Source organism: Thiomonas sp. TH-17, from assembly GCF_057473305.1.
On the sequence record NZ_JBYCKI010000046.1, the window covers coordinates 1 to 16,295 of the forward strand.

General features: G+C 60.6%; 14 protein-coding genes, 2 tRNA genes and 2 rRNA genes. 8 read left to right on the forward strand and 10 right to left on the reverse strand.

Translation table 11 applies throughout. From position 1 onward, the window contains the following. From AC2VLV_RS03275 to AC2VLV_RS03300, 6 genes are all read right to left on the reverse strand, one after another. Window positions 1-1,933, reverse strand: a 23S ribosomal RNA gene (locus tag AC2VLV_RS03275); the annotation flags it as partial. 151 nt (window positions 1,934-2,084) lie between these two features. Then, window positions 2,085-2,160: transfer RNA gene (locus AC2VLV_RS03280), tRNA-Ala, on the reverse strand. A gap of 17 nt (window positions 2,161-2,177) precedes the next feature. Beyond that, window positions 2,178-2,254, reverse strand: a tRNA-Ile gene (locus AC2VLV_RS03285). Window positions 2,255-2,338: 84 nt separating this feature from the next. Beyond that, a 16S ribosomal RNA gene (locus AC2VLV_RS03290) occupies window positions 2,339-3,867 on the reverse strand. A 440-nt stretch (window positions 3,868-4,307) separates the two neighbouring features. After that, window positions 4,308-5,183, reverse strand: a complete 876-nt coding sequence (locus tag AC2VLV_RS03295) for a D-amino acid aminotransferase (RefSeq protein WP_486988613.1) — start codon at window positions 5,181-5,183, stop codon at window positions 4,308-4,310. Window positions 5,184-5,226: 43 nt separating this feature from the next. Continuing rightward, window positions 5,227-5,898 (reverse strand): response regulator, encoded by a 672-nt coding sequence (locus tag AC2VLV_RS03300; RefSeq protein WP_486988614.1) that lies wholly within the window; start codon window positions 5,896-5,898, stop codon window positions 5,227-5,229. A gap of 122 nt (window positions 5,899-6,020) precedes the next feature. Between AC2VLV_RS03300 and AC2VLV_RS03305 the strand changes: the two genes are divergently transcribed. Genes AC2VLV_RS03305 through lnt form a run of 3 tightly spaced genes read left to right on the forward strand, consistent with a single transcriptional unit; the run spans window position 6,021 to window position 9,288 of the window. After that, window positions 6,021-7,067 (forward strand): PhoH family protein, encoded by a 1,047-nt coding sequence (locus tag AC2VLV_RS03305; protein WP_486988615.1) that lies wholly within the window; start codon window positions 6,021-6,023, stop codon window positions 7,065-7,067. Continuing rightward, window positions 7,064-7,591, forward strand: coding sequence for an rRNA maturation RNase YbeY (ybeY, locus tag AC2VLV_RS03310; RefSeq protein ID WP_486988616.1), 528 nt, complete (start codon window positions 7,064-7,066; stop codon window positions 7,589-7,591). The genes AC2VLV_RS03305 and ybeY overlap by 4 nt, the downstream gene beginning before the upstream one ends. Before the next feature lie 44 nt (window positions 7,592-7,635). After that, entirely contained in the window at window positions 7,636-9,288 is a 1,653-nt protein-coding gene (gene lnt / locus AC2VLV_RS03315) for an apolipoprotein N-acyltransferase (protein ID WP_486988617.1), read from the forward strand. On the opposite strand, the gene AC2VLV_RS03320 is transcribed toward lnt, so the two are convergent. After that, the gene (locus AC2VLV_RS03320; protein WP_486988618.1) at window positions 9,180-9,638 is read right to left on the reverse strand and encodes a DUF2784 domain-containing protein; all 459 of its coding nucleotides are present in this window, start codon (window positions 9,636-9,638) and stop codon (window positions 9,180-9,182) included. The two genes, lnt and AC2VLV_RS03320, sit on opposite strands and share 109 nt — an antisense overlap. A 201-nt stretch (window positions 9,639-9,839) precedes the next feature. On the opposite strand from AC2VLV_RS03320, the gene AC2VLV_RS03325 reads away from it, so the two are divergent. Together AC2VLV_RS03325 and AC2VLV_RS03330 are read left to right on the forward strand one after the other, a co-directional pair. Next, the gene (locus tag AC2VLV_RS03325; protein WP_486988619.1) at window positions 9,840-10,484 is read left to right on the forward strand and encodes a TlpA family protein disulfide reductase; all 645 of its coding nucleotides are present in this window, start codon (window positions 9,840-9,842) and stop codon (window positions 10,482-10,484) included. A 13-nt stretch (window positions 10,485-10,497) separates the two neighbouring features. Continuing rightward, a complete protein-coding gene (locus AC2VLV_RS03330) occupies window positions 10,498-11,817 on the forward strand; it encodes an MFS transporter (RefSeq protein ID WP_486988620.1) in 1,320 nt (439 codons plus the stop codon). A 63-nt stretch (window positions 11,818-11,880) separates the two neighbouring features. On the opposite strand, the gene AC2VLV_RS03335 is transcribed toward AC2VLV_RS03330, so the two are convergent. The 3 genes from AC2VLV_RS03335 to AC2VLV_RS03345 all read right to left on the reverse strand — a co-directional run bounded on the left by AC2VLV_RS03335 (window position 11,881) and on the right by AC2VLV_RS03345 (window position 14,104). Further along, window positions 11,881-12,825 carry a c-type cytochrome gene (locus AC2VLV_RS03335; protein WP_486988621.1) on the reverse strand — a complete coding sequence of 315 codons (945 nt, stop codon included), beginning with the start codon at window positions 12,823-12,825 and terminating at the stop codon, window positions 11,881-11,883. A gap of 12 nt (window positions 12,826-12,837) precedes the next feature. Continuing rightward, window positions 12,838-13,491: a c-type cytochrome gene (locus AC2VLV_RS03340; protein ID WP_486988622.1), complete on the reverse strand. Its 654-nt coding sequence runs from the start codon at window positions 13,489-13,491 to the stop codon at window positions 12,838-12,840. A gap of 193 nt (window positions 13,492-13,684) precedes the next feature. Then, window positions 13,685-14,104: a YidB family protein gene (locus AC2VLV_RS03345; RefSeq protein ID WP_486988623.1), complete on the reverse strand. Its 420-nt coding sequence runs from the start codon at window positions 14,102-14,104 to the stop codon at window positions 13,685-13,687. A gap of 159 nt (window positions 14,105-14,263) precedes the next feature. On the opposite strand from AC2VLV_RS03345, the gene AC2VLV_RS03350 reads away from it, so the two are divergent. The 3 genes from AC2VLV_RS03350 to AC2VLV_RS03360 form a co-directional block, all read left to right on the forward strand. Beyond that, the gene (locus AC2VLV_RS03350; RefSeq protein ID WP_486988624.1) at window positions 14,264-15,556 is read left to right on the forward strand and encodes a glutamate-5-semialdehyde dehydrogenase; all 1,293 of its coding nucleotides are present in this window, start codon (window positions 14,264-14,266) and stop codon (window positions 15,554-15,556) included. Window positions 15,557-15,571: 15 nt separating this feature from the next. Then, window positions 15,572-15,871 carry a hypothetical protein gene (locus AC2VLV_RS03355; RefSeq protein ID WP_486988625.1) on the forward strand — a complete coding sequence of 100 codons (300 nt, stop codon included), beginning with the start codon at window positions 15,572-15,574 and terminating at the stop codon, window positions 15,869-15,871. Between the two features lie 21 nt (window positions 15,872-15,892). Further along, a partial coding sequence (locus AC2VLV_RS03360) for a DsrE family protein (protein WP_486988626.1) occupies window positions 15,893-16,295 on the forward strand: 403 nt, incomplete at its 3' end.

The window sequence follows — 16,295 nt, forward strand, 5'->3', positions numbered from 1 at the left end:
CAGGTCGGAACTTACCCGACAAGGAATTTCGCTACCTTAGGACCGTTATAGTTACGGCCGCCGTTTACCGGGGCTTCGATCAAGAGCTTGCACCCCATCACTTAACCTTCCGGCACCGGGCAGGCGTCACACCCTATACGTCCACTTTCGTGTTTGCAGAGTGCTGTGTTTTTAATAAACAGTCGCAGCCACCTTTTCACTGCGGCCCCTTTCTGCTCAGCCTGTACGGCGTCACATACCGGGGGCGTACCTTATCCCGAAGTTACGGTACAAATTTGCCGAGTTCCTTCTCCCGAGTTCTCTCAAGCGCCTTAGAATACTCATCTCGCGCACCAGTGTCGGTTTGCGGTACGGTCGTGTCTAGCTGAAGCTTAGTGGCTTTTCTTGGAAGCAGGGTATCAATCACTTCAGCAGCAAGCTGCCTCGTTATCATGCCTCAGCTAAGCCCCCCGGATTTGCCTAAGGGGCATGCCTACACACTTGAACCGGGACATCCAACACCCGGCTGATTTAACCTTCTCCGTCCCCACATCGCACTAGACATCGGTACAGGAATATTGACCTGTTTCCCATCGACTACGCATCTCTGCCTCGCCTTAGGGGCCGACTCACCCTACGCCGATGAACGTTGCGTAGGAAACCTTGCGCTTTCGGCGAAGAGGCTTTTCACCTCTTTTAACGCTACTCATGTCAGCATTCGCACTTCTGATACCTCCAGCATGCCTCTCAGCACACCTTCACAGGCTTACAGAACGCTCCTCTACCATGTGCTTACGCACATCCGCAGCTTCGGTATATAGCTTAGCCCCGTTACATCTTCCGCGCAGGACGACTCGATCAGTGAGCTATTACGCTTTCTTTAAAGGGTGGCTGCTTCTAAGCCAACCTCCTGACTGTCAATGCCTTCCCACTTCGTTTCCCACTTAGCTATATTTAGGGACCTTAGCTGGCGGTCTGGGTTGTTTCCCTCTTGTGTCCGGACGTTAGCACCCGGTGCACTGTCTCCCGCGCTGCACTCACCAGTATTCGGAGTTTGCATTGGTTTGGTAAGTCGTCATGACCCCCTAGCCAAAACAGTGCTCTACCCCTGGCGGTGATACGCGAGGCACTACCTAAATAGTTTTCGAGGAGAACCAGCTATTTCCGGATTTGTTTAGCCTTTCACCCCTATCCACAGCTCATCCGCTAGTTTTGCAACACTAGTCGGTTCGGACCTCCAGTACGTGTTACCGCACCTTCATCCTGGCCATGGATAGATCATCCGGTTTCGGGTCTACACCCAGCGACTAGACGCCCTATTCGGACTCGGTTTCCCTACGCCTTCCCTATTCGGTTAAGCTTGCCACTGAATGTAAGTCGCTGACCCATTATACAAAAGGTACGCCGTCACCCCGTAGGGCTCCGACTTTTTGTATGCATACGGTTTCAGGATCTATTTCACTCCCCTCCCGGGGTTCTTTTCACCTTTCCCTCACGGTACTTGTTCACTATCGGTCGACTACGAGTATTTAGCCTTGGAGGATGGTCCCCCCATGTTCAGACAGGATTACACGTGTCCCGCCCTACTTGTCGCATACTTAGTTCTACATAAGGCATTTTACATACAGGGCTATCACCTTCTATGACCGACCTTTCCATGTCGTTTTGCTATACCGAATGCTAAATTATGCAGGCTGTTCCGATTTCGCTCGCCACTACTATCGGAATCTCGGTTGATTTCTTTTCCTCGAGTTACTGAGATGTTTCAGTTCGCCCGGTTCGCTTCAATGACCTATGTATTCAGTCAAAGATACCCTTGCGGGTGGGTTTCCCCATTCGGAAATCTGCGGGTCAAAGCTTGTTTGCCAGCTCACCGCAGCTTATCGCAGGCTACAACGTCCTTCATCGCCTGTAGTCGCCAAGGCATCCACCGTATGCACTTAGTCGCTTGATCCTATAATTTTGACCACTGGCCAAATAGGATTGAACTCATATTTGCGATGCAATCGCAATGTATGACTTTCATCATACAAATATCAGCTTTTGAATTGTTAAAGAACACAACGATGGTTTCATCAAAAGAAAATTGACTTTCTTTTGGAGACTGGTGGAGGTGAACGGGATCGAACCGATGACCCCCTGCTTGCAAAGCAGGTGCTCTCCCAGCTGAGCTACACCCCCAGGGTAAACTCCAGTTCTGGTGGGTCTGGTTGGATTCGAACCAACGACCCCCGCCTTATCAAGACGGTGCTCTAACCGACTGAGCTACAGACCCGCTTGGGCCACGAAGTTCGGTATCGCAACCACCATCAACGTTGACAACCGATAAGTGTGAGCGCTCGACTTGATGCGTCTCTAGAAAGGAGGTGATCCAGCCGCACCTTCCGATACGGCTACCTTGTTACGACTTCACCCCAGTCATGAAGCCTACCGTGGTAATCGCCCCCCTTGCGGTTAAGCTAACTACTTCTGGTAAACCCCACTTCCATGGTGTGACGGGCGGTGTGTACAAGACCCGGGAACGTATTCACCGCGGCAAGCTGATCCGCGATTACTAGCGATTCCGACTTCATGCAGTCGAGTTGCAGACTACAATCCGGACTACGAGCGGTTTTAAGGGATTGGCTCCCCCTCGCGGGTTGGCAACCCTCTGTACCGCCCATTGTATGACGTGTGTAGCCCTACCCATAAGGGCCATGAGGACTTGACGTCATCCCCACCTTCCTCCGGTTTGTCACCGGCGGTCTCATTAGAGTGCTCTTGCGTAGCAACTAATGACAAGGGTTGCGCTCGTTGCGGGACTTAACCCAACATCTCACGACACGAGCTGACGACAGCCATGCAGCACCTGTGTCCAGGTTCTCTTTCGAGCACCAAACCATCTCTGGTAAGTTCCTGGCATGTCAAGGGTAGGTAAGGTTTTTCGCGTTGCATCGAATTAAACCACATCATCCACCGCTTGTGCGGGTCCCCGTCAATTCCTTTGAGTTTTAACCTTGCGGCCGTACTCCCCAGGCGGTCGACTTCACGCGTTAGCTACGTTACTGAACAGTAACCCGTCCAACAACTAGTCGACATCGTTTAGGGCGTGGACTACCAGGGTATCTAATCCTGTTTGCTCCCCACGCTTTCGTGCATGAGCGTCAGTGCAGGCCCAGGGAGTTGCCTTCGCCATCGGTGTTCCTCCGCATATCTACGCATTTCACTGCTACACGCGGAATTCCACTCCCCTCTGCCGCACTCTAGTCAGGCAGTCACAAATGCAGTTCCCAGGTTGAGCCCGGGAATTTCACATCTGTCTTACCTAACCGCCTGCGCACGCTTTACGCCCAGTAATTCCGATTAACGCTTGCACCCTACGTATTACCGCGGCTGCTGGCACGTAGTTAGCCGGTGCTTATTCTGCGGGTACCGTCATCACCGAATGGTATTAGCACTCGATATTTCGCCCCCGCCAAAAGTGGTTTACAACCCGAAGGCCTTCATCCCACACGCGGCATTGCTGGATCAGGGTTGCCCCCATTGTCCAAGATTCCCCACTGCTGCCTCCCGTAGGAGTCTGGGCCGTGTCTCAGTCCCAGTGTGGCTGGTCGTCCTCTCAGACCAGCTACGGATCGTTGCCTTGGTAAGCCTTTACCTTACCAACTAGCTAATCCGCCATCGGCCGCTCCTATGACGTGAGGTCTTTCGATCCCCCACTTTCACCCGTAGGTCGTATGCGGTATTAGCTACGCTTTCGCGTAGTTATCCCCCATCACAGGGCACGTTCCGATGTATTACTCACCCGTTCGCCACTCGCCGCCAGGTTGCCCCGCGCTGCCGTTCGACTTGCATGTGTAAAGCATGCCGCTAGCGTTCAATCTGAGCCAGGATCAAACTCTATAGTTCGATCATTTTTGCATTGCGAACAATGCACACTCAAGGAATTACGGAAAATTTCCGTATTTCATATGAGCGTTTGGTATATTTGCATCAAGCCAAACGCCCACGCTTATCGGTTGATTTCTTAATGAGCCCGCCTTTTTAGGCGTTTGCTGCGTTTGCAGCGAAGACATCAATTATTGCATTAATTTTAATTCCGAGTCAAGAGAAAGGTTTTATCTTTTATTTTGCTTCGGTCGCTGTTTTTTTGCAGCGAAGACGTCAATTATTGCACTAATTTTAATTCCGAGTCAAGTAAAAGGTTATTCGTTATTTTTTGCTTGACTGCTTGGCTCGGTTAGCGCCGAGAGATGAGATTGTGCATGGGGCGAAACTACCTGTCAAGCACTTTCGTGACATCTCGATGGAAGTCCCTCATTGCCAGGGTGTTTCAACGCTGACTACGGCTAATGAGATTGGCTTTTCTTGGCTTCTTGGTAGGCACTGTAGAGTGCGGTCGCCACCGGTCCGGGCTTGCCTGGGCCAACTGCCTTGCCATCGAGTGTCGTGACGGAGAGCACCTCTTTTGTTGCGGAGGTGAGCAAAATTTCGTCGGCGCAGCGCAGCTCCCACTCGGAGATGGGGCGGAATTCGAGTTTGATGCCAATTTCGCCGCTCAGCTCCTGCAGCAACCCGACACGGATGCCTTCCAGTTTGTCGTGATCCCGAAGGGGGGTCGCGAGTCGGCCGTTGCGCACCAACCAAACATTTGAGGCCGATGCTTCGGTCAGCAGGCCGTCTCTGATGAGGACGGTTTCAGTGGCGTCACACTCAACTGAGAGTTGCCGGGCCAAGACGTTGCCGAGAAGCGAGATCGATTTGATATGAGCATTTCTCCAACGGAGATCGGGCGTCGTGATGCAGGCCACACCTTGGGCGCGCTTTTGTTCGGGCACGTGCGGAAACGGAAAGCTCATCATGAACACGGTCGGCTCGACCCCTTGGGGAAACGCATGATCGCGCTTGGCCACGCCACGGGTGACTTGTATATAGATGCACTGATCGTCAGGGGCGTTGCGCGCGATGAGTTCCCGCACCAGCGCCAGCCAGTCGTTGGCCTGACTGGGATTCTTGATACCCACAGCGTCTAGGCTGCGTGCCAGTCTTGCGAGGTGGTCATCGGCCCGGAAGACCCTTCGGCCATAGACGGGGATCACCTCATAGACCCCGTCCCCAAAGATAAAGCCGCGATCAAGGACGGATACCTGGCATTGGGCAAGCGGCTGAAAAGCGCCATTTAGATAGCACTCGGACAGATCGGTCGGCATCGGGTTGGACGACATAGAGAAATCCCAGGAGAGAGCGAAGAGCCAACGGGGGCCGGGTTCAGCGCACCAGACCGCGCCGCACCGCCTCCAGAGCAGCTTCTGCGCGCGAAGAGATGTTGAGCTTGCGGTAGATCTGCTTGACGTAGTCGGCCACAGTGTGTCGCGACAGGCCGAGCTGAACGGCAATTTCTGGCAGGGTGTAACCCTTGCCCACCAGTTGCAGCACCTCGCTCTCGCGCTCGGTGAGTGCAATGTGTTCTTCTTGCGGCAGGTTCGGAGAGGGGGCCGACATCGTGCGATGCAGATGGGTGAAATGCTGCACCATGCGACGGGCAATACTGGGCGACAGCGGCGGCTCGCCATCCTGGATGCGTCGAAGTTGGGCGCGCAGCTCGATTTTTGGGCGATCCTTGAGCAAATAACCGAAGGCGCCCGCTTGCAGTGCGGGGAAGAGATGATCGTCGTCGTCGAAGATCGTGACCACGACAGAGCGGGCCTGGGGGCGGGTTTCCGTGAGGGTGCGGATCAATTCCAGACCGCTGGCATCGGGAAGGCCCAGATCGACCAGCAGCAGGTCAACGGCTTCGCGCTGCAGAATCTGCATGGCGTCGGCCATACGGCCAGCCTCGAAAATTCGCACGCCGGGATAGTTTTCGCGCAGCAATTCAACAAACCCGGCCCGCACAGCGGGAAGGTCATCGACGACCAAAGCGCATTGCATGGTGCTCATCGGCTTCCGTTTCTGATTCTTGCGCCGAGCAGACAATGTCGGCATCAGCCCGATACTATCAACTCATGCCCCTGAATGCGGGGATTTGTGCAGCCATCGGCTGTACAACCTTATTCGTCCCCATGCCCAACTCGCCCGTGCAACTTCGACACACTTTTTCCCCGCCCGACAATGCCCGCCTCGCCCAGCTCTGCGGCCCGCTGGATGAAAACCTCAGGCAGATCGAGGTCGCGTTCGACGTCCGCCTGTCGCGTCGTGCCGACACCATGAGCATCGAGGGTGAAAGCGCCGCCGCCCGGCGCGCACTCGATCTGCTGCAAACGCTGTGGAGCCGGGCTGACGCGCGCTTCAGTCTGGAGGACATTCAGCTCGAACTGGTTCAGGCCGCGCAAGGGCAGCGCCCCAAACTCACCGCGGCCGACGACGAGCCGGTGCTCTACACACGGCGGGAAAGTCTGCACGGCCGCACGCCCAATCAGGTGCAGTACATCCGCAACATTCTTCAGCACGACATCACTTTCGGCATTGACCCGGCGGGCACGGGCAAAACCTTTCTCGCGGTGGCCTGCGCCGTCGATGCGCTGGAGCGTCACGCCATCACCCGCCTGGTGCTGACGCGCCCCGCGGTCGAAGCCGGAGAGCGGCTCGGTTTCTTGCCTGGTGATCTGACCCAGAAGATCGACCCGTTTCTGCGCCCCTTGTACGACGCGCTGTACGACCTGCTCGGCATGGAAAAGACGCAAAAAATGTTCGAACGCGGCGCCATCGAGATCGCGCCGCTGGCTTTCATGCGCGGGCGCACACTCAACCAGTCGTTCATCATTCTGGATGAGGCGCAGAACACCACGCCTGAGCAGATGAAAATGTTCCTCACCCGTATCGGCTTCGGCTCGCGCGCGGTCATCACCGGCGACATCAGCCAGGTGGACTTGCCGCGCGGAACGCAAAGCGGTCTGGCGCAAGCCCAGAAGGTGCTGGCCGATGTGCGCGGCATCGCCTTCAACTCGTTCACCAGCCAGGACGTGGTTCGGCACCCGCTGGTGGCGCGAATCGTCGATGCCTACGATGCGCACGACGTCGCACTGAAAGGCGAACCGCCGTCCGGCGCGAGCGCAGGCCATTTGGCCGGCGCCACCTCACCCCGCCGGCGGCCGCCGCGCTCCGCATGACTCGCGCCGCGCGCCCCACGAAACCTGCGTTGCGGCTTTCGGTGCAGTTCGCCGATACGACGCACCGCGATCAGTTGCCGCGCGCCCTGCTGCTGCGCTGGGTTCGCGCCGCCTTGCGCGTGGGCCCAGAGAGTCTCGACGCTCTGCCGCAGGCCGGGGCGTCGCCCGAGGCGCATCAGATCACCCTGCGCTTTGTGGCTGCCGACGAAGGCCGGGCGCTCAACCGGGCCTACCGCGGCAAGGATTACGCCACCAATGTGCTGACCTTCGATTACAGCCACTGGCCGGTTCAGGCCGACATCGTGCTGTGCTCCCCCGTGGTCGCTGGCGAAGCGCTGGCGCAGCAAAAACCGCTCGGGTCGCACTACGCCCATCTGGTCATACACGGTCTGCTGCACGCGCAGGGCTGGGATCATCAGACCGAGCAAGAGGCGCGAGAGATGGAACGTCACGAGGTGACTGTGTTGCAACGCTTCGGCATTGCCGACCCCTACGCCGACGGCAGCGAAATGCCCGCAGGGTAAAGTTCTGGCGCTGCCCACTCCGCCCTTTCAGGCTTCTCATCCTCATGTCCGAACGTCCCGTCAACCGCGATACCCAGAGCGCAACCGCCAGCGCCCCGCCGCGCGGTCTGCTGCGCCAACTTACTCAACCCCGGTTCGCGCCGTTTGTCTCCATCGTGCTGGGCGTGCTGCTCGCCCAGACCTTCGGGCGACCGCAGCTCGGCGGATGGTCAATCGTCATTCTGGCCGTCTGGATCAGTCTGCTGTGGGCCGATACGCAGACCCTGCCGAAAGACCGGGCCAAGCGCGGCGCATTGCTCGGCTTCAGTCTCGGGCTGGGCTGGTTCACGGGCGGACTGTGGTGGCTCTATATCAGCATGGCGGTGTACGGCGGCATGGCGCCACCGATCGCGGGCGGCGCGCTGCTGTTGTTCTGTGCCTATCTCGCCCTCTACCCCTCGCTGGCCGCCGCACTTGCAGCCGCGCTCGCCCCCGCGGCTGGACGCGAGCCCTGGAAGCTGGCCCGCGCCATCGGCGCTGCGCTGGTGTTGGCCGGAGGATGGACGCTGGCGGAATGGTTGCGCGGCACGCTGTTGACCGGATTTCCGTGGCTGGCCCTGGGCTATGCCCAGGTCGGCAACCCGCTCTCGGGCTACGCCCCGGTGATCGGCCAGTACGGCGTGAACTTCGCCGCCGCATGGGCCGCCGCGCTGCTGGCGCTGCTCTCGCAGGTGAGTCTGCGGGGTGCGCTGGTCAGTCTGGGTTTGCTGGTAGCGCTTTTTCTCGGCGGCTTGCAATTGCAGCAGGTGCGCTGGACGCATGCCGTTGGCCCTGCGCTCAAAGTCGCCTTGCTCCAGGGCGATGTCGCCCAGTCGGAAAAATTCAAGCCCGAAACACTGGGGCCCACGCTGCAGCTTTACGGCGACTGGCTGAGTTCGCTCAAGGCTAATCTCATCGTCACTCCGGAAACCGCCGTGCCCGTGCTGCCCGAAGACCTCGACCCCGGCTATCTGCGGCAAATCGAGCGGGCGCTGCGCGAGCACCACACCGCCGCGCTGCTGGGCATACCGCTCACCCGCGGCGCCAATCAATACACCAATAGCGTGCTGGGACTGGGGGGCGCTGCGCCTTACCGCTATGACAAATCGCATCTGGTGCCGTTTGGCGAATTCGTGCCCTACGGTTTTCACTGGTTTGTCAAACTGATGGACATGCCGCTGGGCAGCTTTGCGCGCGGCGGGCTCGATCAGCCGCCCTTTGTGGTGCAGGGCGTGAGAGTGGCGCCAAACATTTGTTACGAAGATCTTTTCGGCGCGCAGATGGCGCAGCGCTTTCGCAACCCCGCCCACGCGCCGAATGTGTTCGCCAACCTGACCAATCTCGGCTGGTTCGGCAACACCATCATCATCCCGCAGCATCTGGAAATCGCGCGCATGCGATCGCTGGAATTCCAGATCCCCGGCATTCGCGCCACCAACACTGGCGCCACCGCCATCATCAACGCCCACGGCCAAGTCGCCGCCGAGTTGCCGCCCTACACCGTCGGGGTGCTCACCGGCTCGGTGCAGGGGCACGCGGGACTGACGCCGTTCGCCTGGCTGGCGTCACGCTACGGCGACTGGCCCGAGGTGCTGCTGGCGGCGTTCGCCTTGTTGCTGGGCTGGGCCCTGACCCGCCTGCAGCGCGGCGGCACCCACCACCACAACGCCAGGGTGTAGGCCCCCACGGCCAGATAGATGACGGTGAACACCGCCAGGGGTAGATTCCAGAAAATCAAATGATCGATCCAGGTCTGGATCAGGCCCGCGGTATAGCCGCGCTGTCCGGCGTCTTGCATCAGCGCGCTCTGCCACAACGTCAGAAAGCAGGCACGCCCCAGCGCCGCCTGCGCCGCCACCACCGCCATCGACAGCAGATGCGCTGCGCGCCAGACGCAGCCGCGCACCCAGCGCCAGCGCCGCCATGCGCCCAGCGGCACGACGATCAGACCGGCCACGTTGAACACAATCACGCCCAGATGCACCGCGAGAACGAGGTGCGCCAGTTGCAGATCGAGTGAGGCGGGCATGGCGTAAGCGGGTCAGCAAAGATGCCACCATACGCCGAACAGGCACTACAACCCGTTACGTCGCCCTAAGCGCGGCCCGGCTATGTTGTCACCATTCGCCACGCCCGCGCAGTCTGCGTGATGACCTACATGATGACCTCGGGCGTCGGCGCCAGTCACCACCGCCGATGGCGTGGTCATTTCATTTGTTGGAGCCGTTTCATGCAGTCTCTTACCGTTTTTTTGCGCCGCGCCAGCGCTGCAATCGTGTTCTGCGCCGCCTGCGCGCCCGCTTCCTGGGCGGCGGGATTCACCTTTACCCCCTACCCCACAGCGCACAAATTACCGCTGTCTCAGGTCACTTTCGAAAACGCACAGGGCAAGCACATGACCCTGGCGGATTTCAAGGGCAAGGTCGTGCTGCTCAATATCTGGGCGACCTGGTGCCCGCCCTGCGTGCATGAAATGCCCACGCTGGACAAATTGCAAAAGCTACTCGGCGGCAAAAACTTCGCCGTCGTGCCGCTGTCGGTGGACAAGGGCGGCATCTACACCGTGAAAAGCTTTTACGACGACAACTTCATCAGCCACCTGCCGATCTACGTCGATCCCACTACCCAAGTGCTCGACACCCTGAGCATTCTGGGCACGCCGACCACCATCCTCATCAACAAGCAGGGCGAAGAGATCGCCCGCACCATGGGCCCTGAAGATTGGGACAAGCCCGCCGTGATTGCCCAGATCAAGCACTACATGGCCGCCCCCGCAGGCTCCACGGCCAAACCGCCGCAACAGGCGCGCACCGTGGAAATTCGCGACACCCGCGTGGCGACCGCCGCGGCCACAACGGTTGCTGCGCCGGAGTAAGCGCAGAGAGAAAATGCAGACCGCAGCGCCCGAGGCACTCACCCAGCGGCCCGGTGACGCGTTCAACCACAAGCGCAGCGCCTGGGCGCAGATTTCCCCGGCGGCGCGGCGCATCATCCTCGCACGCGCCGCGCGCAGCATCGGCCAGGGCGCGCTGGTCGCCGCCTTCACCCTCTACCTGCACGCGCTGAACTGGAATGCGCCGCAGATCGGCGCGGTGCTCAGCGGCGGGCTGTTCATCGGCGCGGCACTCACGCTGTGGATCGGACCGTTGAGCGACCGGCTCGGGCGGCGCCAGTTCCTGTTGGGATACGAGCTGGTTCTCGTCGTTTGCGCGGCGGTGGCCCTGCTCGCAGCCACACCCTGGCTGCTGGTGCCCGCGGCCTTGCTGGGCGGATTCGGCCGCGGCGCCAATGGAGCCGCCGGTCCGTTCGGGCCGCTGGAGCAATCGTGGCTGGCCCACGGCACGCCACCCGCGCTGCGCTCACAGATTTTCAGCCTGAACTCCACGCTCGGGATGCTCGGTATGGCGCTGGGCGCCGTGTTGGGCGCTGCCCCCCATTGGCTCAGCACCCTCATGCCGATGGATTGGGCTTACCGCAGCCTGTTCATCCTGCCGCTGCTGGGCTCGGCAACGGGGTTTGTTCTGCTGCTGAAAGCCGAAGACGCCCCGACCGCGGCAAAACCTGAAGTTCGTCCGCCGACCCCGGTGACGGCCGCCGAAGCCCAGGATCAAGCTGATCGCCAAACCCGCCACCTGCACGAAAACGCCTTGCTCTGGCGGCTCGGATTGGTGAACGCGCTCAACGGCCTGGGCATCGGCATGGTCGCCCCGCTGATGGCCTACTGGTATCTGGTGCGCTACTGGCACGGGCCGGCCAGTATTGGACCGGCCATGGCGGCGAGTTTTGTTTTCGCCGCTTTCGGCGCGCAGATCGCAAGCCGCCTGGCGCAGCGCTTCGGCGCGGTGCGGGCCGTGGTCGGCATGCGCACGATGGGGCTGATCATGCTGGTGCTCACGCCCTTGTCGCCGGTGTTCTGGATCGCAGCCGGTTTTTACGCCCTGCGCGCCACGGCGAATCAAGGCACTATGGGCGTGCGGCAGGCGCTGACTGTGAGCCTGACAGGCGCGGATCGGCGCGGTCTTGCAGCGACGGTCAACAACGTCTCCATCCAGATTCCGCGCGCCATCGGGCCTTTGATTGCCGGGGTTTTACTGCACCTGGGCTGGCTGATCGCCCCGTTTTTTGTGGCGGCTACGTTTCAGGCGGCTTATCTGGTTTTGTATCAGCGGTTTTTCAAAGACATCGAGCCGCGCGATGCGGCCCCCTGAAAGCACAACGCCCCGCTAAATGCAGGGCGTTGCGACGGACATCAGGCAGAACTCAACGATCAATCAGCGAGGCTTTGGCGCCCCGATGTCACCCAGCAGCTTGCCGTTGACCTTGGTGCCGTACAGGCTGAACTTGCTATCGTGGAACTTGGCACGGGTCGCCGCCACGCTGCCCTGCCAGCGCGGATCTTGCGGACGTTCCTGCGCGTCCATGAAATAGGCGACGTCCCAGGCCTCCTGCGGGCTCAGGCTGTAGCTCATGCCGTAGGGCATATTGGCGTAAATGAACTTGGCCGCGTTTTTGTAGCTGCCCATGCCCGCGCCCCAGTTGAACGACTTCGGTCCCCACAACGGCGGAAACACGGTTTCGCCGTTGACGTACTGCCCCTCTCCATTGGCGGCGTGACACAAAATGCACTTGGCCTCGTACACCTTCTGACCCCGCACATAGTCGGGTGCCTGCTGCGGCTCGGGCAGGTTCGGGTAACCGCGCCCCGCCACTTTTTCATCGACCGGCAGCCCCTTGGAAAGCCAGTAGGAATAGCTTTCGAGCGCCACTAGTGTTTTGCTGCCCAAGGGGGGCGCCTTGCCGTTTTGGCTATACATGAAGCAACCCTGCAGGCGCTCCTCGAAGGTGTTGACCTTCTTGTTCTTGCCGCGATAGGCCGGGTAACTTACATAAGCCGCCCACATCGGCGCGGAGCCCGCCATGCGGCCGGCGTCGGTATGGCAGTTCACACAGCTCAGGGTGCTGCCGACAAAGTCTTTCGCGTATTTGGGCGTGTCGAGCATGATGTCGCGCCCGAGCTTGACCATCTTGCCGAAATCATCATCGGGAATGGCCGACTCTGGCGGCGGGGTGAATTTGGCGCCGGTGCCCACCGCCGCATTGATTTCTGACTTGGGGGGCGCCATCGGCGCATCGGCCGCAAAGGCCGATGCCGCAGAAGCGACGAACAGGCCAAGCGCGCACAGCGCCAGCGTCACAGGGGTTTGTTTGAGTGTCATGGTGCGCTCCGATCAATGTTTTGCCGAGGCGGACTTGGCAGGATTCAGGGGCTGCGCCGCAAGCCATTGCGCCACGGCCTGCGTTTGCGCATCGGTCATGCGCAAGGCGACGGTGTGCATCAGGCCCAGCGGGTCGCCGCTGCGGCTGCCATCCTTCCAGGCCTTGATCTGCGCTTCGATATAGGCGGCACTCTGGCCGACCAGAGCGGGGAAGTTTTCACCCACACCAACCGCCCCCGGGCCATGGCAGCGGATACAGGCGGGAATGCCTTTTTCCCAATCGCCGCGCAGCGCCAGCCGCTCGCCCTCAGTCGCCGTCTCCCCGGTCGGCATGGGCGCGGGTTTTCCGCTGGGTTTGAGCTTGGCGTAATAAGTCGCCAGTGCGGTGACCTGCGCCGCGCTCAGCGGCTTGGCCATGCCGGACATGATGGCGTTGTTGCGCATACCGCTGGCGAAGGCGTGCAACTGATCCGCCAGATAGCGCTCGGGCAGACCTGCCAGCCGCGGATAGCCCGCAGCCGCATTGCCCATGCCATCGGCGCCGTGGCAGGCGATGCAGGACGCCGCTTCAGGCGGGGCGGCGGCCCAGCTTGCAGGCGAGGCCCAAAACAAAGCGCCGAGCGTGGCCACGGCCAGCACTCGGCGCATCGGGATGAATTGACGCATGGAAGACTCCTCTCAAGTCGGTGCAGGGTTTCATGTTGCGCGGCAAATGACGATTGCCGTCGCGGGCATGCCCTGTCAGGGTTGAGAAGAAGTCTAAAGGCGGTTGGCGGAATGGACAAACGCCTTCTGTCGATATCGGTCAGAAACGCGATTGCTGGCCTGACCGAATCTGCGTCAAAACATTACCGCGCGCTCACCCCAGCAGCTTGCCCAGCATCTGCTGCGCGGTCGCCATCAGATCGCCCTCGGCCGGCAACTGGCCGCCCGGCGTGAGTTTGTCCACCACATTGGGCAGCGCCTGCGACAACTCCCCTGCGGCTTGTTCCGGCTGAATGCCAAGTTTGCTGGCGATGTCGCCCAGCGCGCCGCTGCCCAGCACCTGCTGAATCTGCTCGGCCGAAATCGGCAGATTCGAGCCCGTGCCCACCCACGACTGCACCAGATCGCCCAGGCCGCCCTGCTGAAACTTGCCCAGCAGCCCGCTCAGACCGCCGCTATTGTTCATCAACCCCATGACCACCTGCAGCATCGGGTTGTCCCCCGCTGCGCCTTGGGCCTGCTGGCCTCCCAACATCTGACCCAAACCCCCAGCCACGCTATCGAACAGCCCCATGATTCACTCCTTGGTCGAAAAATTCAGTTCAGCAAGTCCAGCCCCCTTGGCGCACAATTGCACCTCGCTCGGGCGACTCGCACAGCTTATTAGGATTGCATGACCTTGCGTACCGTTTGTCGGCCCGAATTTTGAAACTTCTGCTTTATTTACAGTTTCATGGACGCTTCTTCTGAACAGATCCACACCCTGATGACCGACCTCGGGGTTCGTGCTCGTGCCGCGTCGCGCGACATGGCCCGGGCGTCAACCGCAGCGAAAGATCGTGCGCTGGTTGCGCTGGCCGCCGCCATCCGGGCGCATCGCCCCGCTTTGCAGGACGCCAATCTGCGCGACTTGCACGCGGCACGCGAAGCCGGCTTGGAGACTGCGTTCGTCGACCGTCTCACCCTGAGCGACAAAGTGGTCGAGCAGATGGCGCAAAGCTGCGAGCAGGTGGCCGCGCTGGCTGACCCTATCGGCGGCATTGACGGCGTGCGCCGCCGTCCCAGCGGCATCAGCGTGGGGCAGATGCGGGTGCCGCTGGGCGTGTTCGGCATGATTTACGAGAGTCGGCCCAATGTCACCATCGAGGCGGCGTCGCTTGCCATCAAGAGCGGCAACGCCGTCATCCTGCGCGGCGGCTCGGAAGCCATTCACAGCAACCGCGCGCTGGCCGAGCTGGTGGCTCAGGCTTTGCCGGCTGCGGGCCTGCCCGCCGACGCGGTGCAACTGGTGCCGACCACTGACCGCGCCGCCGTGGGCGCTCTCATCACCATGCCGCAGTTCGTGGACGTGATCATTCCGCGCGGCGGCAAGGGCTTGATCGAGCGCATCAGCGCCGAAGCGCGGGTGCCGGTCATCAAGCACCTCGATGGCAACTGCCATGTGTATGTGGACAGCGGCGCCGATCTCGACATGGCCGTCAAAGTGACCGACAACGCCAAGACCCAGCGTTATAGCCCGTGCAATGCAGCCGAGTCTTTGCTGGTCGCCCGCGATATGGCGGCTGATTTTCTGCCGCGCATCGGCGCCGCGTTTGTGCGCAAGGGCGTGGAAATGCGCTGCTGCCCGGCCAGCCGCGCCCTGCTCGCTGCCGTGCCCGGCGCCGCCGCCTTGCTGCGCGATGCCTCCGAGGCCGACTGGAGCGCCGAGTATCTCTCCCCCATCATCTCCATCAAGCTGGTGGACGGGGTAGATGAGGCCATCGCCCACATCAACCGCTACGGCTCGCAACACACCGACGCCATTCTCACCCGCGATCACCCCCGCGCCATGCAATTTCTGCGCGAAGTCGATTCGGCCAGTGTCATGGTCAACGCCTCCACCCGTTTTGCCGACGGCTTTGAGTACGGCCTGGGAGCGGAAATCGGCATTTCCACCGACAAGTTCCACGCCCGTGGCCCGGTGGGCCTGGAAGGCCTCACCAGCGTGAAGTGGGTGGTGCTGGGCGACGGCGAAGTGCGCAACTGATTTTTTCTCTCACACATGACTTCCCCCCAGATCGATACCGCCGTCCTCACCCTGCCCACCCTGCTGCGTATCAATGCCGCCATTGGCGCGGGTTTCGGTGTGCTCAGCGCCTTGCTCACCGCCGTGGTGAAATGGCGCGACTTCAATGGCTTCGAGCTGCTGGCCATCCTGCCCGGCGCGGTGTTTTTCAACACCCTGGCGGTGGTGTTCGTGACCCTGGTGGGATATTGGCTGTACCGCTGGCTCGCTGAGCGCCAGCGTTGGAGCCTGCATCATCTGCACACCCGGCGCACTCATCCGCACACATCGGTCTGACCAAAAAACGAGGAGACTGCCATGAACCCACGCGACCGCATCAGACTGCTCGGCGCAGGCCTCATTGGCCTGGGCGGCGCCCAGCTTGCGCAGGCGCAGACGCAAGGGCCGGTGCCCGCGAAGGCCATTTCCAGCGAACCATGGAAAGTGGCATTTCAGATCAGCGACAGCCTGGAGCAGGCCTATGAGGGGCTGATCAATATTCAAAACGTGCTGGAACTCGACCCCAAGATGCAGTTCATCGTGGTGGGCTACGGCAAGGCCATTCACTTTCTGCTCAATGGCGCCAAAACACCGCAGGGCGCGCTGTTCGCCGGCATGATCGGTGATCTGGCCAATCAGGGCGTGCAGTTCAAGGCCTGCAACAACACCCTGACCTTCCTCAAGATTCCGCAAAGCGAACTGGTACTCGAAGCCACGGTGG